This window comes from Halomonas smyrnensis AAD6, assembly GCF_000265245.1.
GTDB lineage: Bacteria > Pseudomonadota > Gammaproteobacteria > Pseudomonadales > Halomonadaceae > Halomonas > Halomonas smyrnensis.
The window spans coordinates 107,673-130,691 of the sequence record NZ_AJKS02000002.1 but is presented as its reverse complement, the minus strand read 5'-3'; the positions used below and the strand labels follow the sequence as shown (position 1 = coordinate 130,691).

General features: G+C 65.4%; 17 protein-coding genes, 2 tRNA genes and 3 rRNA genes. 13 read left to right on the top strand and 9 right to left on the bottom strand.

What is annotated here, in order from left to right:
* The first annotated feature begins 578 nt into the window (after positions 1 to 578).
* From UYS_RS0202690 to rlmM, 8 genes are all read left to right on the top strand, one after another.
* Positions 579 to 2,116 (top strand): 16S ribosomal RNA (locus UYS_RS0202690).
* 72 nt (positions 2,117 to 2,188) lie between these two features.
* Positions 2,189 to 2,265, top strand: a tRNA-Ile gene (locus UYS_RS0202685).
* A gap of 125 nt (positions 2,266 to 2,390) precedes the next feature.
* A tRNA-Ala gene (locus UYS_RS0202680) sits at positions 2,391 to 2,466 on the top strand.
* Positions 2,467 to 2,692: 226 nt separating this feature from the next.
* Positions 2,693 to 5,579, top strand: a 23S ribosomal RNA gene (locus UYS_RS0202675).
* 89 nt (positions 5,580 to 5,668) lie between these two features.
* Positions 5,669 to 5,783 (top strand): 5S ribosomal RNA (gene rrf, locus UYS_RS0202670).
* Together the 16S, 23S and 5S rRNA genes with 2 tRNA genes alongside form the textbook arrangement of a ribosomal RNA operon.
* A gap of 368 nt (positions 5,784 to 6,151) precedes the next feature.
* The gene (locus UYS_RS0202665) at positions 6,152 to 7,732 is read left to right on the top strand and encodes a BCCT family transporter (protein WP_026068299.1); all 1,581 of its coding nucleotides are present in this window, start codon (positions 6,152 to 6,154) and stop codon (positions 7,730 to 7,732) included.
* Between the two features lie 137 nt (positions 7,733 to 7,869).
* Positions 7,870 to 8,322 carry a DUF2721 domain-containing protein gene (locus UYS_RS0202660; protein WP_016853948.1) on the top strand — a complete coding sequence of 151 codons (453 nt, stop codon included), beginning with the start codon at positions 7,870 to 7,872 and terminating at the stop codon, positions 8,320 to 8,322.
* A 47-nt stretch (positions 8,323 to 8,369) separates the two neighbouring features.
* Positions 8,370 to 9,437 carry a 23S rRNA (cytidine(2498)-2'-O)-methyltransferase RlmM gene (gene rlmM, locus UYS_RS0202655; protein WP_016853947.1) on the top strand — a complete coding sequence of 356 codons (1,068 nt, stop codon included), beginning with the start codon at positions 8,370 to 8,372 and terminating at the stop codon, positions 9,435 to 9,437.
* 4 nt (positions 9,438 to 9,441) lie between these two features.
* Here the strand turns inward: rlmM and UYS_RS0202650 are convergent, their stop codons facing one another.
* Positions 9,442 to 9,729, bottom strand: coding sequence for an antibiotic biosynthesis monooxygenase family protein (locus UYS_RS0202650; RefSeq protein WP_016853946.1), 288 nt, complete (start codon positions 9,727 to 9,729; stop codon positions 9,442 to 9,444).
* Positions 9,730 to 9,779: 50 nt separating this feature from the next.
* Between UYS_RS0202650 and tusA the strand changes: the two genes are divergently transcribed.
* A complete protein-coding gene (gene tusA / locus UYS_RS0202645) occupies positions 9,780 to 10,031 on the top strand; it encodes a sulfurtransferase TusA (protein WP_016853945.1) in 252 nt (83 codons plus the stop codon).
* A 28-nt stretch (positions 10,032 to 10,059) separates the two neighbouring features.
* Here the strand turns inward: tusA and UYS_RS0202640 are convergent, their stop codons facing one another.
* The 3 genes from UYS_RS0202640 to UYS_RS0202630 form a co-directional block, all read right to left on the bottom strand.
* Positions 10,060 to 10,776, bottom strand: coding sequence for a hypothetical protein (locus tag UYS_RS0202640; protein WP_016853944.1), 717 nt, complete (start codon positions 10,774 to 10,776; stop codon positions 10,060 to 10,062).
* Between the two features lie 117 nt (positions 10,777 to 10,893).
* A complete protein-coding gene (locus tag UYS_RS0202635) occupies positions 10,894 to 11,937 on the bottom strand; it encodes a DUF3080 family protein (protein ID WP_016853943.1) in 1,044 nt (347 codons plus the stop codon).
* Positions 11,909 to 13,357, bottom strand: a complete 1,449-nt coding sequence (locus UYS_RS0202630; RefSeq protein ID WP_016853942.1) for an MATE family efflux transporter — start codon at positions 13,355 to 13,357, stop codon at positions 11,909 to 11,911. Before UYS_RS0202630 ends, UYS_RS0202635 begins: the two co-directional genes overlap by 29 nt.
* 163 nt (positions 13,358 to 13,520) lie before the next feature.
* On the opposite strand from UYS_RS0202630, the gene UYS_RS0202625 reads away from it, so the two are divergent.
* Positions 13,521 to 14,111, top strand: a complete 591-nt coding sequence (locus tag UYS_RS0202625; RefSeq protein ID WP_016853941.1) for an elongation factor P hydroxylase — start codon at positions 13,521 to 13,523, stop codon at positions 14,109 to 14,111.
* A gap of 9 nt (positions 14,112 to 14,120) precedes the next feature.
* Here the strand turns inward: UYS_RS0202625 and UYS_RS0202620 are convergent, their stop codons facing one another.
* Positions 14,121 to 14,603 (bottom strand): hypothetical protein, encoded by a 483-nt coding sequence (locus tag UYS_RS0202620; protein ID WP_016853940.1) that lies wholly within the window; start codon positions 14,601 to 14,603, stop codon positions 14,121 to 14,123.
* On the bottom strand, positions 14,596 to 15,477 hold the full coding sequence (locus tag UYS_RS0202615) for a TatD family hydrolase (RefSeq protein ID WP_016853939.1): 882 nt from the start codon (positions 15,475 to 15,477) through the stop codon (positions 14,596 to 14,598). The genes UYS_RS0202620 and UYS_RS0202615 overlap by 8 nt, the downstream gene beginning before the upstream one ends.
* A gap of 136 nt (positions 15,478 to 15,613) precedes the next feature.
* On the opposite strand from UYS_RS0202615, the gene UYS_RS0202610 reads away from it, so the two are divergent.
* Positions 15,614 to 17,551 carry an ATP-binding cassette domain-containing protein gene (locus UYS_RS0202610; protein WP_016853938.1) on the top strand — a complete coding sequence of 646 codons (1,938 nt, stop codon included), beginning with the start codon at positions 15,614 to 15,616 and terminating at the stop codon, positions 17,549 to 17,551.
* 283 nt (positions 17,552 to 17,834) lie between these two features.
* Here UYS_RS0202610 and UYS_RS0202605 read toward each other — a convergent pair whose 3' ends face one another.
* The gene (locus UYS_RS0202605) at positions 17,835 to 18,287 is read right to left on the bottom strand and encodes a universal stress protein (RefSeq protein WP_016853937.1); all 453 of its coding nucleotides are present in this window, start codon (positions 18,285 to 18,287) and stop codon (positions 17,835 to 17,837) included.
* Between the two features lie 105 nt (positions 18,288 to 18,392).
* On the opposite strand from UYS_RS0202605, the gene UYS_RS0202600 reads away from it, so the two are divergent.
* Positions 18,393 to 18,923 (top strand): hypothetical protein, encoded by a 531-nt coding sequence (locus UYS_RS0202600; RefSeq protein WP_016853936.1) that lies wholly within the window; start codon positions 18,393 to 18,395, stop codon positions 18,921 to 18,923.
* Positions 18,924 to 18,988: 65 nt separating this feature from the next.
* Here the strand turns inward: UYS_RS0202600 and slyA are convergent, their stop codons facing one another.
* Together slyA and UYS_RS0202590 are read right to left on the bottom strand one after the other, a co-directional pair.
* The gene (gene slyA / locus UYS_RS0202595) at positions 18,989 to 19,429 is read right to left on the bottom strand and encodes a transcriptional regulator SlyA (RefSeq protein ID WP_016853935.1); all 441 of its coding nucleotides are present in this window, start codon (positions 19,427 to 19,429) and stop codon (positions 18,989 to 18,991) included.
* A 72-nt stretch (positions 19,430 to 19,501) separates the two neighbouring features.
* On the bottom strand, positions 19,502 to 20,662 hold the full coding sequence (locus UYS_RS0202590) for a DUF5924 family protein (protein ID WP_016853934.1): 1,161 nt from the start codon (positions 20,660 to 20,662) through the stop codon (positions 19,502 to 19,504).
* A 188-nt stretch (positions 20,663 to 20,850) separates the two neighbouring features.
* Here UYS_RS0202590 and fadB point away from each other — a divergent pair, with 188 nt between their 5' ends.
* Positions 20,851 to 23,016: a fatty acid oxidation complex subunit alpha FadB gene (gene fadB, locus UYS_RS0202585; protein ID WP_016853933.1), complete on the top strand. Its 2,166-nt coding sequence runs from the start codon at positions 20,851 to 20,853 to the stop codon at positions 23,014 to 23,016.
* The last annotated feature ends 3 nt before the right edge of the window (positions 23,017 to 23,019 follow it).

Genomic DNA, 23,019 nt, shown 5'->3' with positions numbered 1-23,019 from the left:
TAGTTATCTGCGGATGGGTGTCACGCCATGTTCATCCCGTCGTCACGATTCTGGCAAATAGTCCTTGCGTCACCCCGGGAGAATCCGTAAAGTACGCATCCGCTGCCGGCGACGGGCAACGTTGCAGGCGGTGATGAGTGGCAAAAGCGCTTGTTTTTCTTGAGGTTTTTCGGCGGTTGTCGGAAACGCTCGATTGACAAGGTCAGCGGAATCGGTAAAATGCCCGCCACTCGCTACGGTAGCCCGCTGAGGGCTCGATCGGATGTCGCTTCAGTCTGTTGTCGCGACGCTCGGTCATCCGCTTCGCTCTCTCGAGAGCTTGAAGATCACCGGTTGACACGACGCGCCGATCACGTAGAATACGCCTTCCTTGCGAGGCACTGGCCAAGCGGCCGGGAACGCAAGATGCTCTTCTCCTTATTGAGTCGAGCGGCTCTTTAACAATCGATCAGATAATTCATGTGGGCGCTTGTCGGGATGTCGGTGACCAGTCACTAGATATCAAGACAAGCGACTCGTCAAAGAGACGTTTGAATCTTGAACCAGGTTTGGTTCCACCTTAGGAACTATCAGACTTTTAACTGAAGAGTTTGATCATGGCTCAGATTGAACGCTGGCGGCAGGCCTAACACATGCAAGTCGAGCGGAAACGATCCTAGCTTGCTAGGAGGCGTCGAGCGGCGGACGGGTGAGTAATGCATAGGAATCTGCCCGGTAGTGGGGGATAACTTGAGGAAACTCAAGCTAATACCGCATACGCCCCAAGGGGGAAAGCAGGGGATCTTCGGACCTTGCGCTATCGGATGAGCCTATGTCGGATTAGCTAGTTGGTGAGGTAATGGCTCACCAAGGCCGCGATCCGTAGCTGGTCTGAGAGGATGATCAGCCACATCGGGACTGAGACACGGCCCGAACTCCTACGGGAGGCAGCAGTGGGGAATATTGGACAATGGGCGAAAGCCTGATCCAGCCATGCCGCGTGTGTGAAGAAGGCCTTCGGGTTGTAAAGCACTTTCAGCGAGGAAGAACGCTTGTGGGTTAATACCCCGCAAGAAGGACATCACTCGCAGAAGAAGCACCGGCTAACTCCGTGCCAGCAGCCGCGGTAATACGGAGGGTGCAAGCGTTAATCGGAATTACTGGGCGTAAAGCGCGCGTAGGCGGCTTGATAAGCCGGTTGTGAAAGCCCCGGGCTCAACCTGGGAACGGCATCCGGAACTGTCAGGCTAGAGTGCAGGAGAGGAAGGTAGAATTCCCGGTGTAGCGGTGAAATGCGTAGAGATCGGGAGGAATACCAGTGGCGAAGGCGGCCTTCTGGACTGACACTGACGCTGAGGTGCGAAAGCGTGGGTAGCAAACAGGATTAGATACCCTGGTAGTCCACGCCGTAAACGATGTCGACTAGCCGTTGGGGTCCTCGAGACCTTTGTGGCGCAGTTAACGCGATAAGTCGACCGCCTGGGGAGTACGGCCGCAAGGTTAAAACTCAAATGAATTGACGGGGGCCCGCACAAGCGGTGGAGCATGTGGTTTAATTCGATGCAACGCGAAGAACCTTACCTACTCTTGACATCGAGCGAACTTTCCAGAGATGGATTGGTGCCTTCGGGAACGCTCAGACAGGTGCTGCATGGCCGTCGTCAGCTCGTGTTGTGAAATGTTGGGTTAAGTCCCGTAACGAGCGCAACCCTTGTCCCTATTTGCCAGCGATTCGGTCGGGAACTCTAGGGAGACTGCCGGTGACAAACCGGAGGAAGGTGGGGACGACGTCAGGTCATCATGGCCCTTACGAGTAGGGCTACACACGTGCTACAATGGCCGGTACAATGGGCTGCAATCCCGCGAGGGGGAGCTAATCTCATAAAGCCGGTCTCAGTCCGGATCGGAGTCTGCAACTCGACTCCGTGAAGTCGGAATCGCTAGTAATCGTGCATCAGAATGGCACGGTGAATACGTTCCCGGGCCTTGTACACACCGCCCGTCACACCATGGGAGTGGACTGCACCAGAAGTGGTTAGCCTAACTTCGGAGGGCGATCACCACGGTGTGGTTCATGACTGGGGTGAAGTCGTAACAAGGTAGCCGTAGGGGAACCTGCGGCTGGATCACCTCCTTAATCGACGACGTCACCGCCACCCGGCAAGTGTCCACAATGAATTATCTGATCGGCCAGAGCAAAAGACTGTTTGGGTCTGTAGCTCAGTTGGTTAGAGCGCACCCCTGATAAGGGTGAGGTCGGCAGTTCAAGTCTGCCCAGACCCACCAAATCTGCCCAGACGCGCCATTCTCTCGCTCAGTTGGGTTGAGCGCACCCCAGGGCGTCAGCAAGTCAAGGGTGAGGTCGCCTGGTTTATTCAAGTCTGCCCAGACCCACCAAATACCTTGTCAGAGGGGCCTTAGCTCAGCTGGGAGAGCGCCTGCCTTGCACGCAGGAGGTCAGCGGTTCGATCCCGCTAGGCTCCACCACTCTCCACAGGGTCCTGCAGTCGGTTTTATGTGAATCCACAGTCACAAGCGATCATTACCCAGGGTGATGACACGTTTGTGACTGTCGATTGACAGTCGCTCTTTAACAATGTGAATCATGCTGACAAAGTCCCTCTCCTACCCGGGAGAGGGCATGAGATACGTCTCAAGCGTATCCGGCAATTGTCGTGGTTGTCATCGCGGATCAGACCCCTTGGGGTTATATGGTCAAGCGATGAAGCGCACACGGTGGATGCCTTGGCAGTCAGAGGCGATGAAAGACGTGGAAGCCTGCGATAAGGTTCGGCGAGGTGGCAAACAACCTGCGACCCGGACATCTCTGAATGGGGAAACCCACCTATCGTCAGATAGGTATCGTGCACTGAATACATAGGTGTACGAGGCGAACCGGGGGAACTGAAACATCTAAGTACCCCGAGGAAAAGAAATCAACCGAGATTCCCCCAGTAGCGGCGAGCGAACGGGGACCAGCCCTTAAGCGGGTGAAAGGTTAGGCGAATGAGTTGGGAAACTCAGCGATACAGGGTGATAGCCCCGTAGTCGAAAGCCTGATCCCGTGAAATCGAGTAGGTCGGGGCACGTGAAACCCTGATTGAAGACGGGGGGACCATCCTCCAAGGCTAAATACTCCTGACTGACCGATAGTGAACCAGTACCGTGAGGGAAAGGCGAAAAGAACCCCGGAGAGGGGAGTGAAATAGACCCTGAAACCGTGTGCGTACAAGCAGTGGGAGCGGGCTCGTCCCGTGACCGCGTACCTTTTGTATAATGGGTCAGCGACTTATATTCAGTGGCGAGCTTAACCGTATAGGGGAGGCGTAGGGAAACCGAGTCTTAACTGGGCGACCAGTCGCTGGATATAGACCCGAAACCGGGCGATCTATCCATGAGCAGGTTGAAGGTTGAGTAACATCAACTGGAGGACCGAACCAGGATCTGTTGAAAAAGATTTGGATGACTTGTGGATCGGAGTGAAAGGCTAATCAAGCCCGGAGATAGCTGGTTCTCCTCGAAAGCTATTTAGGTAGCGCCTCACGTATCACCGCCGGGGGTAGAGCACTGTTTCGGCTAGGGGGTCATCCCGACTTACCAACCCGAGGCAAACTCCGAATACCGGTGAGTGCAGCGTGGGAGACACACAGCGGGTGCTAACGTCCGTTGTGAAAAGGGAAACAACCCAGACCGTCAGCTAAGGTCCCCAAATCCTGGTTAAGTGGGAAACGATGTGGGAAGGCTTAGACAGCTAGGAGGTTGGCTTAGAAGCAGCCATCCTTTAAAGAAAGCGTAATAGCTCACTAGTCGAGTCGGCCTGCGCGGAAGATGTAACGGGGCTCAAACCAGGTACCGAAGCTACGGGTTCATCGAATGATGAGCGGTAGAGGAGCGTCGTGTACGCCGACGAAGGTGTGTCGAGAGGCATGCTGGAGGTATCACGAGTGCGAATGCTGACATGAGTAACGATAAGGGGAGTGAAAAACTCCCCCGCCGGAAGACCAAGGGTTTCTGTTCGACGCTAATCGGAGCAGAGTGAGTCGGCCCCTAAGGCGAGGCCGAAAGGCGTAGTCGATGGGAAACGGGTCAATATTCCCGTACTTCACTGTATTGCGATGGGGGGACGGAGAAGGCTAGGTGAGCCAGGCGTTGGTTGTCCTGGTGAAAGTCAGTAGGCTGGGGAATTAGGCAAATCCGGTTCCCCAAGGCCGAGAGACGAGACGAACAGACTACGGTCTGGAAGTCATCGATGCCACGCTCCCAGGAAAAGCCTCTAAGCTTCAGATACAGTGGAACCGTACCCCAAACCGACACAGGTGGTCAGGTAGAGAATACCAAGGCGCTTGAGAGAACTCGGGTGAAGGAACTAGGCAAAATGGTGCCGTAACTTCGGGAGAAGGCACGCCGGTATTAGGTGAAGCCCCTTGCGGGTGGAGCTGACGCCGGTCGAAGATACCAGGTGGCTGCAACTGTTTATTAAAAACACAGTACTCTGCAAACGCGTAAGCGGACGTATAGGGTATGACGCCTGCCCGGTGCCGGAAGGTTAATTGATGGTGTTAGCTCACGCGAAGCTCCTGATCGAAGCCCCGGTAAACGGCGGCCGTAACTATAACGGTCCTAAGGTAGCGAAATTCCTTGTCGGGTAAGTTCCGACCTGCACGAATGGCGTAATGATGGCCACGCTGTCTCCACCCGAGACTCAGTGAAATTGAAATCGCAGTGAAGATGCTGTGTACCCGCGGCTAGACGGAAAGACCCCGTGAACCTTTACTACAGCTTCACACTGGACGCTGATGTTGCTTGTGTAGGATAGCTGGGAGGCTTGGAAACTCGGTCGCCAGATCGAGTGGAGCCAACCTTGAAATACCAGCCTGGCATCATTGGCGTTCTAACTCCGGTCCGTTATCCGGATCGAGGACCGTGTGTGGTGGGTAGTTTGACTGGGGCGGTCTCCTCCCAAAGCGTAACGGAGGAGCACGAAGGTACCCTCAGCACGGTTGGAAATCGTGCAATGAGTGCAAGAGCATAAGGGTGCTTAACTGCGAGACAGACACGTCGAGCAGGTACGAAAGTAGGTTCTAGTGATCCGGTGGTTCTGTATGGAAGGGCCATCGCTCAACGGATAAAAGGTACTCCGGGGATAACAGGCTGATACCGCCCAAGAGTTCACATCGACGGCGGTGTTTGGCACCTCGATGTCGGCTCATCACATCCTGGGGCTGAAGTCGGTCCCAAGGGTATGGCTGTTCGCCATTTAAAGTGGTACGCGAGCTGGGTTTAGAACGTCGTGAGACAGTTCGGTCCCTATCTGCCGTGGGCGTTGGAGATTTGAGAAGCGCTGCTCCTAGTACGAGAGGACCGGAGTGGACGTACCTCTGGTGTTCCGGTTGTCACGCCAGTGGCATCGCCGGGTAGCTATGTACGGACGGGATAACCGCTGAAAGCATCTAAGCGGGAAGCCCCCTTCAAGATGAGATCTCCCCGAGGCCTCGAGCCTCCTGAAGGGCCCAGCAAGACCAGCTGGTTGATAGGTCGGATGTGGAAGCGCTGCAAGGCGTTGAGCTAACCGATACTAATGGCCCGTGAGGCTTGACCATATAACACCCAAGTGGTCTGTGACTGACAACAGACGACGGCGGATACGCGAGAGACGATCTCGTCAGCATGATTCGCATTGCCTTTTTCGCCTGACGACCATAGCGTGCGGGAACCACCTGATCCCTTGCCGAACTCAGCAGTGAAACCGCTCAGCGCCGATGGTAGTGTGGGAGTTCCCATGCGAGAGTAGGTCATCGTCAGGCACTTATTCCGAGAAAACCCCGAGCCCGAAAGGCTCGGGGTTTTTCTCATTACCGGGCGATCCCTTCGGTGAGCGCTTCCCGCCATTTCGCCGCTCTGCCATGCGCATGTTGGCGCCGAGGCATCGCCTCGTTTCCAGAAAAGGCGTCGACGTCTCGATGCATCTCGATATGACATCAACGCCTTCGCAGGCGGCGATCCCGTTATCCACAGCCCTCCGATCCAGACGGGGCCAACGTTTCCACAAGCCCTTTTTCGATGCATGTCCTTCACTGTGAAGACGTCCATCGGGCTTTCGGCACACTGCCGACACATCCTGTTTCGACACACCATAGAGGAGAGAGCGGCCCACTTCGGCCGACAGCATTGCATGAGTGAATCTCAAGCCTACGCGACGAGTTCCACGCCTTCTGCCGCCAAGCAGCGGCTGGGAGATCCGGTCGTGCTCGGCGTCAGCATCGGCTTCATCCTGGGCTTCATCGCCCTCTCGCTGTATGACGTCAACATGGTGGCCGATAGCATTGCCGCCGGCTTCGCTTGGACCGCCAGCACCTTGGGCAGCTATTTCCAGTGGCTGCTGCTGCTGACCTTCCTGGTGGCGATGGGGTTGGTGGTCTCACCGGCGGCCAGCGCCAAGGTCGGTAACCTGGACGCACCCGAGATGAGCACCTTCAAGTGGCTGTCGATCATCATGTGCACGCTGCTGGCCGGGGGAGGGGTGTTCTTCGCCGCCGGCGAGCCGGTCTATCACTTCGTGGTCACGCCGCCGGCCTTCGACACCAAAGCCGGCACCGCCGAGGCGATCGCCGGTGCCCTGGCGCAGTCCTTCATGCACTGGGGCTTTCTGGCCTGGGCGGTGCTGGGGTCGCTGACCGCCGTGGTCCTGGCTCATGCCCACTACGTACGCGGCCTGCCCCTGCAGCCACGCACCCTGCTGACCCCGGTGCTCGGCGAGCGCGTCATGCACGGCTGGTTCGGCGGCGTGGTGGATGGCCTGTGCGTGATCGCCGTGGTGGCGGGCACCGTGGGGCCGATCGGCTTCCTGGCGACTCAGGTGAGCTATGGCCTGCACGAGCTGTTCGGACTGCCGGAAGGCTATGGCACCCAGCTGGTGATCCTGATCGGCCTGGGGGTGGTCTACGTGAGCTCGGCCATGACGGGCGTCCATCGCGGCATTCAGTGGCTGAGCCGGTTCAACGTGATTCTGGCGCTGGTCATCGCGGCGGTCATCTTCCTGTTCGGCCCGACCCAGTTCCTGGTCAATGCCTTCACCCAGGGCTTCGGCGAGTATCTGAACTCGTTCTTCCCCATGGCCACCATGACGTCCCAGACCGCGCCGGCCTGGTGGATGCAGTGGTGGACGGTGTTCTTCTTCGCCTGGTTCATCGGCTACGGTCCGCTGATGGCGATCTTCGTGGCGCGTATCTCGCGCGGCCGCACCATCCGGCAGATGATCCTGGCCGTGGCCGTGATGGCCCCCATCGCCACCACGATCTGGTTCACCCTGCTGGGCGGCTCGGGCATTCACTACCAGCTGACCGGAGTCATTGATCTGACGTCGGCGCTCAACGACTTCCAGTTCGACGTCGCCACCCTGACCGTGGCCCAGGCGTTGCCGGGCGGTCCGCTGATGGCGCTGGCGATCCTGGTGCTGACGACCATCTTCGTGGCCACCACCGGCGATTCCATGAGCTATGCGATCTCGGTGGTCGGGGCCGGTCATGACGCGCCGAACGTGTTGGTGCGGGCCTTCTGGGGCATCGCCATGGCGCTGATGGCGGCTATCCTGCTGTATATGGGCGCCGGCCAGATCAGCGCGTTGCAGCAGTTCATCGTCATTACCGCGATTCCGGTCTCGCTGGTGCTGCTGCCTTCGCTGTGGACGGGCCCGCGGGCCGCCATGGCCATGGCCCGGGAGCAGGGCATCGTCGCCGAGCCGCGGCGCAGCTGACACCCGTCGCGCTGCTGCCGCCCGATCCACCGGCCCCCGAATGATGCATTCGGGGGCCGGTGCGCTTTCAGGGGTCGGCCGGGCGCCCTGACTGGCGTATAATGCGACTAAAGTCTAATAATGATGGAGCCTGTTCCTTGACGCTGACCACACCGGCCCTGCTGTTCCCGGCCATTTCCCTGCTGCTGCTGGCTTATACCAATCGCTTCCTGACCCTGGCCCAGCTGATCCGCAAGCTGGCCGAGGAGAATCGAGATACCCATCACGAGGTGGCGGCCCGGCAGATCATGCTGCTGCGCAAGCGGATCACCCTGACCAAGCGCATGCAGATGGCGGGGGTATCGAGCTTCCTGCTGTGCACGCTGTCGATGTTCGCGCTGTTCCTGTCGCTCAAGCTGCTGGGCATGGTGCTGTTCGGCATCAGCCTGATCAGCCTCTCGGTCTCGCTGTTCTTCTCCCTGTGGGAGGTGAAGATCTCGACCAATGCCTTGAACGTCCAGCTCCAGGATCTGGAAATGCTGAACCGGCATCGCGCCTCCGGCACGGCCGACAAGGGGGGTGATGCCGACGAGACGCCGCGCGACTTGTGAGCCCGGTGTGGGCCCGGCTAGACTGTCCGGCCTTCACAGGAGGCACCATGAACCCCCAGCAGTTGCTGTTCTATTGCCGCGCCGGCTTCGAGTCCGATCTGGCCGCCGAGATTGCCACCAAGGCGGCCGCCCTCGGCTGGCAGGGCTACCCCGTGGCCCAGCCGCAATCCGGTCATGTCAGTTTCGTGCTGACCGATGAGCGTCCCGCCAATGCCCTGCATCGCGACCTGCCGCTCGCGTCGCTGGTCTTTGCCCGACAGAGCCTGGTGGCGCTGGAGCCGCTGACGGGGCTTTCCCGGGAGGATCGCCTCTCGCCGATCATCGAGCAGGTGGTGGCCAGCGGCTGGAACTTCGAGTCGCTGTGGCAGGAAACGCCGGACACCAACGATGCCAAGGCGCTGGCCGGCCTGATCAAGGCACTCCAGCGCCCGCTCGAGTCGATCCTCAAGAAGCGTGGCGCCCTGCGTCGCAAGGCGGGCGGCCGACGCCTGCATCTGCTGTGGACCGAGGGCGACCGGGTGCAGCTGGGCATGAGCTTTCCCGGCAATCGCAGCGAGCAGCCCGGCGGCATTCGCCGACTGCGCTTTCCTCATGATGCGCCCAGCCGTTCGACCCTCAAGCTCGAGGAGGCCTGGCACGAGTTCGTGCCGCGGGATCAGTGGGAGACGCGCCTGGCCGAGGGCATGCAGGCGGCGGACCTGGGGGCGGCGCCGGGTGGCTGGACCTGGCAGCTGGTGCAGCGTGGCATGCAGGTCTATGCCATCGATAACGGGCCCATGGACCGCGGGCTGATGGCGACCGGGCTGGTCGAGCACCTGCGCGAGGACGGCTTCGTGTGGGCGCCGCCGATGCGGCTGGACTGGCTGGTGTGCGACATCGTCGACAAGCCGGCCCGGGTGATCGACATGGTCGAGCGCTGGCTGGTGAAGCGCTGGTGTCGCGAGGCGGTGTTCAACCTGAAGCTGCCCATGAAGCGGCGCTGGGAGGCGGTGTCGGAGGGGCTGGCGCGGCTCGATCGCTCCCTGGCGGAGGCGGGGGTGCGCGCCGAGATCGGCTGCCGTCACCTCTACCACGACCGTGAAGAGGTGACGGTCCACGTCAGGCTGCTGAACTGAGGCGTCAGAAGCTGAGGGTGTAGAGGCGGATGCGTTCCTGTTCGGTGAGCAGGGGGTAGAGGTCCTGCATCACCCGGGCACGCTGCTCGCTGTCGTGCCACGCCTGCCAGGCGCGCAGGTCCCGCCACTTGGTGATCACCACGCGCCGGTCCTCATGGCCCATCTCGACCAGGCTCTCGCCGCCGCCGAAGCCGGGGGCGCCGAGGACTTGGCGCATGGCCTCCCGGGCGACCTGCTCGTATTCTTCCTCCAGCCCGGGCATGATACGGCGCTCGATAATGATCTTGATCATCCCGCTAGTCTCCACTTCATTCCATTCCGTGTTACGAGGCGAGGTCATCGATGGTTGATTCCACGGACTCCCTGCCGGCCTGTCACGCCGAGCTGGACACCACCGGGCTCTACTGTCCCGAGCCCATCATGCTGATGCACAACAAGGTGCGCGACATGGCGTCGGGCGAGATCCTCAAGGTCGTGGCCAGTGATCCGGCGACCACTCGCGACGTGCCCAAGTTCTGCAGTTTCCTGGGCCACGAGCTGCTGGCCCAGGAAGAGCGCGACGGCCACTACCTCTACTTCATTCGCCTGGGCTGATCGCCCGGAACGCGCCCCGGCGGAGGTCTCACGCCCCGTCGTCGCGCTCCGGCGTGTCGGGCATCACCATCAGCGCCAGGGCCTCGAGGGTCTCGGGATCCTCGCGGCGGATGCGATTGGCGATCTGGCGCTGGAAGAAGTAGACCACCTGGTGCCGGCTGTGGCCGGGATAGAGGCAGGCATCGCCCGGCAGGATCGGGGTCGATTCGACCTGACGCTCGTCGGCCAGCAGCGCTTCCACGGCGCCGTCGCTGTAGAGTCGCCAGCCGAACACCTGCTTGAGCTGCCAGGGCGTATCGCCCTCGTCCATGCACAGGGCGTGGGTGCCCTGGGTCTCGGGCAGCTGCTGGATCAGCGTCGGTGATTCGGTCTCTTCGTAGTCGAAGTAGGCGGCGGCCTGCTCGAGCTCCAGCACCTTGTGCTCCGGCGGCAGCTCGAACAGCTCTTCGGTTTCCGGATCCCGGTAGCCGATGAAGTGGCCATGTTCGGGGTCGTCCAGCGCCTGGCAGGGCGTCAGGCGTTCCATCCAGGGCACGAGGCCGACGACTTCTCCGTCCTCACGCATCCCCCAGGCGAGCAGGGGCATGCCGTAGTAGGACTCTGACTCGTCGGGCAGTTGATACACCATTTCCAGGCCATCGAGCTCGGGCGCGAGGCGAATCAGGCGCCTCCGAGCCTGCTGGCGTTGGCGCATGGTTTCCAGGTCGATGACCCGGGCGGGGCGAGATGACAGCGGGATACCCATGAAGTCCCTCCAGCGGCGGCTTGATCACGGCATTGGCCCTTGGGGCGGTCGGCAGCGCACACGTCACTGTCATCCCATCAATAGCACAGACCGATGACCGAGGTTAAGCCCCGGCGGTCAGCGGCAGCGTCGTGCCAGCTCGGTAGCCAGCGCATGATGGGACAGGCGTGCCGCCTGCAGGGCAGGCCAGGGTGCGCCGGGCGTTTCCCGCGATAGCCAGCGCTGCCGGTAGCGTTCCACAGCTGGCCGCGGGGCGACCTTGTGGGCCTCGATCAGGCGTTGAATGGCCGTGAACCAGCGTTGGGAAGCGAGGGTCAGGTCATCGAGCCATATCGCCAGCGGGCGTGACATCGCGAGCGCGTCGCCGACCGCCGGCGAGGCGGGACAGTGCCCGTCGACCAGCGCGGCCTCCAGCAACCGCGAGCGCTCCGAGAGGCGTCGCTCGGCCAGCATCAGGGCGCGCAGCAGCTCGGCGGTCAGCGGCCGGTCACGCAGCGTCTTGAGATGTCCCTCCAGGGTGGCGGAGTCGGGGACCCAGTCGCGATCGAACTGGTGCAGGGCGGCCTCACGCAGGTAGGCCAGCGACGGCAGCTGGGCATCCACCTCGTCCAGGGCATCCGGCGGCAGCGGCGAGCTGGCCCGGGAGAAACTGTCGAGCCACTCGTCCGAGGCGAACAGCGCGTTCCAGCTGGCCCGGGGCAGCTGTCCGGTCTTGAGCCGGGTCAGCCGCTCCAGACGCGCCCGGTGGTCGTCGCCGAGCGTCTGCGGCACCTCGGTGTTCCAGCAGCCGCTCAGGCGGCGCCACAGGGCCAGTTCGTAGAGCCAGCGCTGGCTGGGCGCGGCCACCTTGCCCAGCTGGTTGTTGCGCGCCGCCACCAGATTGGCGATATGGCAGCCGCGCAGGGCGAAGACGTCGAGCATCCCCTCGCGGGTCTCGGGAATCTCGAACAGCCGGACATCGGGACCGGGGAAGTCGCCGATGTTCTCGGGCGTCGTGCGCGCCGGCGCGGGCAGGTCGAGGCGCTCGGCCAGGCGCCGCTGGTCGTCGGCGAGCAGCGTCTCGGCGGGGCCGTCGCCGCAGCCGGCGAGCGGCAGCACCGCGACCAGTGCCGCCGCGAGCCGGGCGCCGAACCTATGAGGCCCGAGGCGTGGAATCCGCATCGATGACCGCCTTGCTCCGTCGTCTCAATCGTTCACCCAGCAGCAGGGCGGCCACCGTCAGCCCCGCCACCAGACCGATCCAGTAACCATAGACCCCGAGCGGCGCGACGAGCCCGAACAGGCCGTGATCGCCGAGCCAGTGGCCGCCGCCCAGGCCGACCAGCCAGAAGGCGACCAGGGTGATCAGCATGATCACGCGGGTGTCCTTGTAGCCGCGCAGCGCGCCGGCCAGGTTGGCCTGCAGCGAGTCCGAGATCTGGTAGATCATCGCCAGCCCCACCAGCGACAGGGTCAGCCGGGCGACGGCCGGGTCGTTGGTGTAGAGGCCGATCACCGGCTCGGCGGTGAGCCACAGCAGCAGGCAGTTGATCACCGCCACCGCCAGGGCGATCAGCATGCCGTGGCAGGCCACCAGGCGCGCGGCCTCGGGACGCCCCTGGCCCAGCACGTTGCCGACCCGCACCGTCAGCGCCATGCTCAGCGACAGCGGCAGCATGAACAGCAGGCTGGTGTAGTTCAGGGCCACCTGGTGGGCGGCCACCACGACCTCGCCGAGGCTGGCGATGAACAGCGCGATCAGCGTGAACAGCGTCACCTCCATGAAGATAGCCACCCCGATCGGCACGCCCACGTAGAGCAGCTCGAGGATCGGCCGCCACCGCGGGGGCGTCGGCGAGTGCCACAGAGCGACGTCGCCGTAGGCCCGGCTGCGCCGGGTATAGGCGACCATCGCCAGGCACATCACCCACATCGACAGCGCGGTGGCGATGCCGCAGCCCACCGCCCCCAGTGCCGGCAATGCCGTGATCGGCGCCGGCAGCCAACTGCCCAGCAGGGCCTCGAGCCCCGCACCGCCGTAGATCAGCAGGTAGTTGCTGGGGACGTTGACGGCCAGTCCCAGCAGGCTGATCCACAGCGCCGGGCGGGTATGGTTCATGCCGTCGGAGAAGGCGCGCAGCGCCATGAACAGCCCGACCGCCGGCAGCCCCAGGGCCACGGCTCCCAGATAGCCCGCGGCGCGCTCGGCCACCGCCTCGGGCACCGACATCAGCCGGAACACCGGCATCACCGCTGTCCACAAGAGCGCCGCCGCGATCACGCCCAGCACCGCGCCGATCCACAGTGCCTGGTGCACCTGCAGGCGGATGCCGTCCCGGCGTCCGGCGCCGAGCAGCTGCGCCACCACCGGGGTCAGCCCCATCAGGGTGCCGGTCATCAGCAGCATCAGCGGCATCCACAGGCTCGAGCCCACCGAGACGGCGGCCAGGTCGGTGGCGCTGAGCCGCCCGGTCATCATCACGTCCACCGTGCTCATGGCGGCCTGGGCGAGCTGGGCGCCGCAGATCGGCAGCGCCAGGCGGATCAGCGGGCGGGTTTCCTGTCGCGTGGTGGCGATCAGCTGGGAAATGAACTGGGCCAAGGGTCATGCTCCGTGAAAGGGTCGGCCCCGTGCTCCATGCGGTCGGGGGGAGCGCGCCAGTCTAGCAGGCCCGCCAGCGTTTCGTGGCATCACCGGAGCCTATGATCGGGGCGGTCGGTCTCGCTATACTGTGCCGCCCATTCACGACCCCGCCGGAGCCCGCGTGAGCCACCGCCTCGAGGATGTCATCGCCCTGTTCGACGGCCTCTTCCTGCCCGCCTGCAACACCCGCCTGATTCGCGGCGGCGACGAGCCGCTGTACCTGCCCGCCGATGCCGAGACGCCCTGGCATCGGGTGATCTTCGCCCGCGGCTTCTATGCCAGCGCGCTGCACGAGATCAGCCACTGGTGCATCGCCGGCGCGCGGCGTCGCGAGCTCGAGGACTACGGCTACTGGTACCTGCCCGACGGCCGCGACGCCGCCCAGCAGCGTGACTTCGAGGCGGTGGAGGTGGCGCCTCAGGCGCTGGAGTCGTTGTTCGCCGCCGCCTGCGGGCATCGTTTCCAGGTCAGCGTGGACAACCTGGGCGAGGTGGAGGTCGACCGGGAAGGCTTCGCTGAGCGGGTCGCGGCGCGGGCGGCGCGCTACGCGCGGGAAGGCCTGCCGGCCAGGGCCGAGGCCTTTCGCACCGCGCTGGCGGTCTTCTACGGCCAGGGCCGGGAGGATGGCGAGGGCGCGCCGCTCGAGGCGGCGCTGGCGGCGGGCCGGGCGTGTCTCGAACGCCGCGAGGCGCCCGCCGCCGAGCCCGCCTGAGGCGTCGTCTCAGAGGTCGGCGTCGCCGAGTCGCTGATGCAGCGTCAGCATCACCTGGATCTCTTCCTCGGGGCGCAGCGGTTCGAGCCCCAGCTCGCCGAACAGCTCGCCGCGGGCCCGGGACCAGTCGCCGGGCGCCAGATCGGCATAGAGGCTCTCGGCCGGGGCCAGCTCGACGAACGGGTCCAGCCCGTAGGTCTCGAACAGCCGCGAGAGCGCCGCCTCGTCGTCGCCGACGCCGGCGGTGTAGAGGGTGGCGTTGAAGTGGTCGGTCTCCAGCTCGCGGATCACGTCCAGCGGGCTCACGCCCATGCTGGAGAGCTCCTCCAGGCTGTAGGCGCCCAGCGAGACCAGCTCGTCGTCCAGCCACTCGTCGTCGGGCTGGATCAGGGTGTGCTTGACGCGGCCATCGGGCAGGGTCCAGGCGATGGACAGCGGCAGGTCGCCGTCGTCGCCGGTCTCGATGGCGATGAACGCAGGCAGATCATCCATTCTGTTGCCCCTCCTCGCGGGCAGACTCGTCGAGGCCGAAGAAGGCCCGGGCGGTGGCGGTGGTGGTGCGGGCCAGGTCGGCTTCCGTGTCGCCGCGCCAGTGGGCGATCTCGCGCACGATCCAGGGCAGCAGCGCCGGCTCGTGGCGTCTGCCCTTGAGTTTGGCAGGTAAATTGCGCGGCAGCAGGTAGGGGCAGTCGGTTTCCACCATCAGCCGCTCGGCGGGAATCGCCCCCACCAGCTCGCGCAGGTGATGGCCACGGCGCTCGTCGCACAGCCAGCCGGTCAGGCCGATGTGCAGGTCGAGGTCCAGGTAGCCATAAAGGGTGTCGCGGTCGGCGGTGAAGCAGTGCACCACCGCCTTCGAGATGTCGTCGCGCCAGGCGTGCAGCATTTCGCGCATGCGCGGTCCGGCGTCGCGCTCGTGGAGGAACAGCGGCAGACCGCTCTCGGCGGCGAGCGCGAGCTGTGCCTCGAAGGCGTGCTGCTGCTCGGCCGGCGTCGAGAAGTTGCGGTTGAAGTCCAGGCCGCATTCGCCCACCGACACGACCTCCGGCTGGCGGTGGAGCTCGCGCATGGCGGCCTCGAGCTCGGCGTCCCAGCGGCTGGCGTCATGGGGATGCACGCCGGCGGTGGCATACAGCCCCGGGTAGCGGCGGGCCAGGGTCACGGCCTGTTCGGCGTGCTCGCGGTCGGTGCCGGTGAGGATCAGCGTGTCGACGCCGGCGGCGCGGGCGCGCTGGATCGTCGCCTCGAGATCGCGGGCGAAGCTCTCGTGGGTCAGGTTGGCGCCGATGTCCACCAGCGGGGCCGGCGAACGGAATCTCAGCGCCTCGGGCAGCACGTCGTCGAAGGGGGGCGTGGCGTCGGCCAAGGCGAAGCTCTCCTCTGGGCGGTTCGTCTAGCGCGCGGGAAACGGGCGCGCATTGTACCCGGGTCGGGTGGGGTGGGGCCACGTCGGGGCGGGCATGCGTTACACTGGCGGCTTGATCGAACGATGAGGTGAATGCGTGACCCTGCTACGTCTGGAACAGCTGCAACTGGCCTACGGCACCCATGTGCTTCTCGACGGCGCCGATCTGGTGCTGGAGAAGGGCGAGCGTCTGGCGCTGGTGGGCCGCAACGGAACCGGCAAGTCGACCCTGCTCAAGCTGGTGTCGGGCGAGAACCTGCCCGACGGCGGCACCATCTGGCGCGCGCCCGGCCTCAAGATCGGCGTGCTCGCCCAGGACCTGCCCGCCGCCTCCGGCGAGACCATCTTCGACGTGGTCGCCCAGGGCCTGCCCGAGGCCGGCGAGCTGCTGTCCGAGTATCACCACCTGGTGCAGCAGGCCGAGCCCGACATGACGCGCATGGCCCAGCTGCAGACCCGCCTCGAGGCCATCGACGGCTGGTCCTTCCACCAGCGCATCGACGTGGTGCTGACGCGCCTGGGGCTGCCGGCGGATGCCGCCATGGCGGATCTCTCCGGCGGCTGGCGGCGGCGCGTGGCGCTGGCGCGGGCGCTGGTGGTCGAGCCCGACCTGCTGCTGCTCGACGAGCCCACCAACCACCTGGACCTGGACACCATCGCCTGGCTGGAGGAGCAGCTGTCCGCCTTCAACGGCGCGGTGCTGTTCATCACCCACGACCGTGCCTTCCTGTCGCGGCTGGCCACCCACATCCTCGAGCTTGATCGCGGCCGTCTGGGGCGCTATCCCGGCGACTACGCCCGATATCAGGAGCAGAAGACCCACGAGCTCGAGGTCGAGGCCCGCGAGAACGCCGAGTTCGACAAGAAGCTGGCTCAGGAGGAGGCGTGGATCCGCCAGGGCATCAAGGCCCGCCGGACCCGCAACGAGGGCCGCGTGCGCGCCCTCGAGCAGATGCGTCGCGACCGCGGCGAGCGCCGCGAGCGCCAGGGCCGCGCCAGCCTCTCGGTGGACACCGGCGAGCGCAGCGGCAAGCGGGTGGTGGAGCTGTCCCACGTCACCCAGTACTACGACGGCGAGGCGGTCATTCGCGACCTCAACCTCGAGGTGCAGCGCGGCGATCGCATCGGCCTGATCGGCCGCAACGGCGCCGGCAAGACGACCCTGCTCAAGATCCTGCTCGGCGAGCTCGAGCCCAGCGAGGGGCAGGTGCGCATGGGCACCAAGCTGCAGGTGGCCTATTTCGACCAGCTGCGCGCCGGCCTCGAGCCGGAGAAGACCGTCTACGACAACGTCGCCCAGGGCAGCGACCGGCTCACCGTGGGTGGCCGCGATCGCCACGTGATGAGCTACCTGCAGGACTTCCTGTTCACGCCGGAGCGCGTGCGCCAGCCGGTCAAGGCGCTGTCCGGCGGCGAGTCCAACCGCCTGTTGCTGGCCAAGCTGTTCACCCAGCCGGCCAACGTGCTGGTGCTCGACGAGCCGACCAACGACCTGGACGTGGAGACCCTGGAGCTGCTCGAGGAGCTGCTGCTCGACTTCGACGGCACCCTGCTGCTGGTGTCCCACGACCGCGCCTTCATGGACAATGTGGTGACCAGCGTGCTGGCCTTCGAGGGTCAGGGCTGCGTGCGCGAGTACGTGGGCGGCTACCACGACTGGGTGCGCCAGGGCGGCAAGCTGCCGCCGGCGCCCTGGGAGGGCGCGGCGCGTCAGGCGGCCGAGCCGGTCGCCGAGGCCCCGGCCGAGGCCGCGCCGACCAAGGAAAACGCGGCGCCGGCGGCCAAGGCCGCCCCCAAGCGCGCCAAGCTGTCCTACAAGCTGCAGCGCGAGCTCGACGGCCTGCCGGCGGAGATCGAGCGTCTGGAAGCGGCGGTAGCCGACTTCGAGGAGCAGGTCGGCGATCCGGCCTTCTACCAGCAGGACAACGACACGGTGACCGCGACCCTGCAGGCCCTCGGCGACCGCCAGACCGAGCTGGAGACCGCCATGGAACGGTGGATGGAGCTGGAAGCGATGGCGGCCGGCGAAGCCTGAGGGATTCGCTATTGCGCTCGACGATCCACAGGGATGTGGGGAGTGCGTAGGTTTGTCGGGAACAAACCTGGCGATCTTGACCGCCGGCGGTGCCGGGGCGCCGGTCCGATCGGAATCCTCATGTAGCAGGCTACATGCCGGTTCCTGCGCTCCGGCAGCGGGCAACCTATCTTCGCTCATGACGCGAATATTGGACACTGCCCAACGAAGAATACCGTGGAGTGTCTGCTAAAGCAGAAAGGCGCCCCGAGGGGCGCCTTTCGCATGCATCGTGCGGGGCGGGTTATTCCTCCGCTTCGCCGTCCTTGCCGACCCGCACCGCCAGCACGTCGCACTGGGCGCCGTGCAGCACGCCGGTGGAGGTGGAGCCCAGCAGCAGCGCGAAGCCGTGGCGGCCGTGGGAGCCGACCACGATCAGGTCGACATTCCGCTCCTCGGCGAAGCGGTGAATCTCGGTGTCGGGCATGCCCACGACCACGTGCTGGTTCTCCTTGGCCACGTGGGCATCGGCGATCTCGGCCAGGCGCTGCTTGGCGTGCTCGTCGAGCTGGTCCTGGATGCTGGTGAGGTCCATGGGAATGTCGCCACCGTAGGCGAAGCCGAGGGGCTCGAGGGTATGCATGATGGAGAGCTTGGCCTCGTTGCGGTCGGCGATCTGCATCGCCCGCTCCAGCACCTTGTGGGAATCCTTGGTCAGGTCGACGGCGACCAGGACGTGACGATACTCGTTGCTCATGGCATTGCCTCCGGCAGAGGATCAGGGTCAGTGTCTGCCTCCCACTCTAGGACGCACGATGAGACAAGACAACGACTTGCATCAAGACAGGAACGGAAAACGCTTATGATCTGGTTGATCATCGTCGTGGTCGTCGGGCTGATCTTCGCCCCGGCCATGTGGCTTCGCCCGAGCCCCCGGGAGCAGCGCGCCACGACGCTGCGCGAGGCGGCCAGACAGGACGGGATCCAGGTGCGTCTCGATCCGTCGCCGCTGCACCAGGACGACCGGCGTCGTCCCGCCTATCGCTGGGCCTATCCGCCGCGGCGGCCGGGGCCCGATTTCATGCTGATGCGCGATGTCGTGGCCAGCGACGCCTTGAAGCCCTTCATGGAGGGCTGGCGCTGGCGCAAGGAGCCGCTGCATGAGCTGCCGGCGGCGGTGCGGTGTCACTTCGAGGCGCTGCTGGCGCGGCTGCCCGCCGACGCGCTGGCGGTGGAGTCGAGCGCCGAGGCGCTGATCCTGTGGTGGGATGAATCGCTGGAGAGAGAGGCCTTCCAGCCGGTGGCCGCCGACATGGCCGAGCTGCGCGATGGGCTCGCGGGGCGGCCGGACCGACCCGAGCGGCGCGGGGTTTCCCAGGCACCCCGCGGCTAGCGCGGTGCCGTGGCATCGTTCGTCTGCCAGGGAAAAGTCGCCCGGGGCGAGCGGCCGGGTGGCGCCTAGCCCTCTTCCCGGGCCTGGATCGCCAGGCCGTTGGCCTCGATGCGTCCCAGCAGCTCGGCGAGCTGATCGACCTCTTCCGCGGACAGGCCGGCCAGCATCTCTTCCCGGGCCTGGCTGACCACGGCATCGATGCGCTCGAGCAGCGGCATGGCCGCGTCGGTGAGCATGATGCGCTTGGTGCGCCGGTCCTTGTCGCAGGGGCAGCGCTGTATCAGCCCCTGTTCGGCGAGCTGATCGAGGGTGCGCACCAGCGAGGGCGCCTCGACGCCGATGGTTCGGGCGAGGTCGCACTGCGGCTGGTCATCCCCCATCTGCCAGAGATGGTAGAGCGTGACCCAGCGGGTCTGGGTCAGCCCTTCGGGGGCCAGCCGGCGATCGATGACCGCGCGCCATAAGCGCGGTAAACGAGAAAGCGTAAAACCGATGTTCTGTTGCATTAGTGTCTGCACAAACGATGAATCCTAAGGGATTGTCCGGAGCTGCGGAGTGTAATGCAAGTCGTTAGCGCTCTACGGTGCTTCCGCCGGCCGAGCGATGAGACGCCGCAGATCCAGCCCGGGCAGCCCGGCCGGCAGGCGTATACGACCATCGGCCAGGGTCGCCTGTTCCGGCGTGTCGCTGACCCGGAAGCGCAGCACGCCGATCCGCTGGCCGCTGGCGGTCATCACGTCGACTCGCCAATTGCCCGACGGCTCCTCCGGGAAGTGGCGCTTGTGGGTCCAGGCCCGGTAGCCGGCCTCGCGTCCGCCCTGGATCTGCAGCGGAATGCGATCCACCAGCCGGCCGTCCTGACGCCACTCGTGCACGACCTTCTCCTCGAGGCCCCGCGGGGCGTGGATCGCGGTGTAGGCGTAGAGACCGTGGCCGGTCAGCGCCTCGGGCGTGAGGCGCAGCTCGCCCTCCGGGCGCCGGGCCGGCTCGTCGAAGGACGGCGACAGCGCATGGCCCGAAAGCCACAGGCTGGCCGGCGGCACCCAGGCGCGTCCCAGCCAGCCGAGGCCGGCCAGCAGCGGCAGCAGCACCATCATGGCCAGCCAACGGGCGGTGTTCATCGGCCGCAGCAGCTGCATCAGGCTCGGCAGGCTGAAGACCATCATCGCGACCAGCGCGATGACCAGGCTCTCGCCGGTGGTCAGGTGCAGCACCGTCGGCAGCGTCACCAGCACCACCAGGAACACGCACTGGGCGTGGAAGGCGAAGTAGAGCCAGCGGTGCCGGGCGGCCAGGCGGTAGTAGAGCGGATCGAGGATCGACAGCAGCGCGAGCCCCACCATCAGCGCCGTGAACAGCCCCTGGGCGCTGGTCCAGACGGTCGTCGCCAGCAGGAACGGCAGGGCGAAGAACAGTGTCTCCTGGTGGACCATCTGGGCGATGAAGGTGGTGATGCCGCGTGGCAGGGCGGGATAGCCGCGATGGATCAGCCAGCGGGCGATCAGGCTCTCGGACAGCAGCAGCACCCAGGCCACCAGCATGCCCAGCGCCAGGGCGGCGCCCAGCCACTGCTGGCGCTCCACCAGGAAGAAGCTCGCCGCGCCGGCGAGGAAGGCCACCGGCGGCCACAGCCAGTGCCAGCGACGGGCACGTTCCGCCACGCGGGTGAGGCGATGCTGCCAGCCCTCGAGGCGGGAGGCACGGGGATCGGGGGGCGGTGGCAAGCGGTCGGCAGTCATGGACGCATCCTAGCAGGGCGCCGCGCGCCGCGGGAGTCGCCGCGAAGCGACGGACCCGGCGGAGAGGGGCCATGCCGCGATGACTCAGGAGAGGCGTATCGACCATGGCAGGGCTTGACGCTCTTCTCGGTCTGGCCCAAGCTGATGGAATCAAACGGCCGTATGAATTTCTGCACGGAGATTCGTGGATGATCTACCAAGGCAATGCCATCACCGTGGCGCGCGACGATGACGCCGTCGCCACCCTGACCCTCGACCACCGCGACGAGTCGGTCAACACCCTGTCGTCGGCGGTGGTCGGCGAGCTCGCCGAGGCGGTGGAGGCGCTCGGCGTCGACTCCGGCCTTCGGGGGCTGATCCTGACCAGCGCCAAGGAGGCCTTCGTCGTCGGCGCCGACATCACCGAGTTCCATGGCATGTTCGAGCGCGGCGAGGAGGAGATCCAGGCCATGCTCGAGCGGGTGCACGCCCTCTTCAACGCCATCGAGGACCTGCCGTTTCCCACCGTCACCGCGCTCAACGGCCTGGCCCTGGGCGGCGGCTGCGAGCTGGCGCTGACCACCGACTTCCGGGTGATGAGCGACTCGGCCCAGCTCGGCCTGCCGGAAACCAAGCTCGGTATCCTGCCGGGCTGGGGCGGCTGCGTGCGCCTGCCGCGGCTGATCGGCGCCGACAACGCCATCGAGTGGATCGCCGGCGGCACCCAGAACAAGGCCGACGAGGCGCTCCGGATGGGCGCCGTGGACGCCGTGGTGCCCGATGAGGCGCTGATGGAGGCGGCCCGCGATCTGCTCGACCGCGCCCGCCGCGGTGAGCTCGATCACCAGGCCCGGCGCGCCGAGAAGCGCTCGCCCCTCAGGCTCGACGCCATCGAGCAGATGATGGTGTTCGAGACCGCCAAGGGCTACGTGGCCGGCAAGGCCGGGCCGCACTACCCGGCGCCGATCGAGGCGATCAAGGTGATCCAGAAGGGCGCCGGCGAGACCCGCGAGCGCGCCCAGGCGATCGAGGCCGCGTCCTTCGCCAAACTGGCGAAGACCGATGTCTGCTACAACCTGGTGGGGCTGTTCCTCAACGACCAGGCGGTCAAGAAGGCCGGCGCTCGTTACGCGAAGCAGGCGCGCCCCGTCGCGCAGGCCGCGGTGCTGGGCGCCGGCATCATGGGGGGCGGCATCGCCTACCAGAGCGCCTCCAAGGGCACCCCGATCCTGATGAAGGACATCAAGGCCGAGGCCATCGACCTCGGCCTCAAGGAGGCCCGCAAGCTGTTCGCCAAGCAGGTCGAGCGCAAGAAATTCACCACCGAGCAGATGGCCGAGCGGCTGACCCATATCCGCCCGACACTGTCCTACGGCGACTTCGGCGGGGTCGACCTGGTGGTCGAGGCCGTGGTGGAGAATCCCAAGGTCAAGGGCGCGGTGCTGGCCGAGGCCGAGGCCGCGGTAGGCGAGGACACGGTGCTGGCCACCAACACCTCGACCATTTCCATCACCCGGCTGGCCGAGCACCTGAAGCGGCCCGAGAACTTCTGCGGCATGCACTTCTTCAACCCGGTGCACCGCATGCCGCTGGTCGAGGTGATCCGCGGCGAGAAGACCGGTGACGCCGCCGTGGCGGCCACCGTCGCCTACGCCCGCCAGATGGGCAAGACGCCGATCGTGGTCAACGACTGCCCGGGCTTTCTGGTCAACCGCATCCTGTTCCCCTACTTCGGCGGCTTCAGCGCCCTGGTGGCCCAGGGCGCCGACTTCCGCCGGGTCGACAAGGTGATGGAGCGCTTCGGCTGGCCGATGGGGCCGGCCTACCTGCTCGACGTGGTGGGCATGGATACCGCGCTGCACGCCGGCGAGGTGATGGCCGAAGGCTTCCCCGATCGCATGGGCGACATGAGTGGCGGCGTGATCCCGCGGATGGTCGAGCACGAGCGTCTCGGCCAGAAGAACGGCAAGGGCTTCTACGCCTACGAGGAAGACCGGAAGGGCAAGCCGCAGAAGCTCGAGGACGACGAGGCCCTGGCGCTGGTGCGGCAGGTGGCCGAAGGCGAGCAGGACTTCTCCGACGAGGCGATCATCGCGCGGATGATGGTGCCGCTGTGCCTGGAGGCGGTGCGCTGCCTCGAGGACGGCATCGTCGGCAGCGCCGCCGAGGCCGACATGGCGCTGATCTACGGCATCGGCTTCCCGCCGTTCCGCGGCGGGGCGCTGCGCTACATCGACGCCATGGGGGCGGAGGCCTTCGTCGCCCAGGCGGACGAACTGGCCGCCGAGCTGGGGCCGCTCTACGCGCCCACCGACGGGCTGCGCGAGATGGCGCGCAGCGGCCAGCGCTTCCACCGCGACGCCGACCCGGCCTGATTC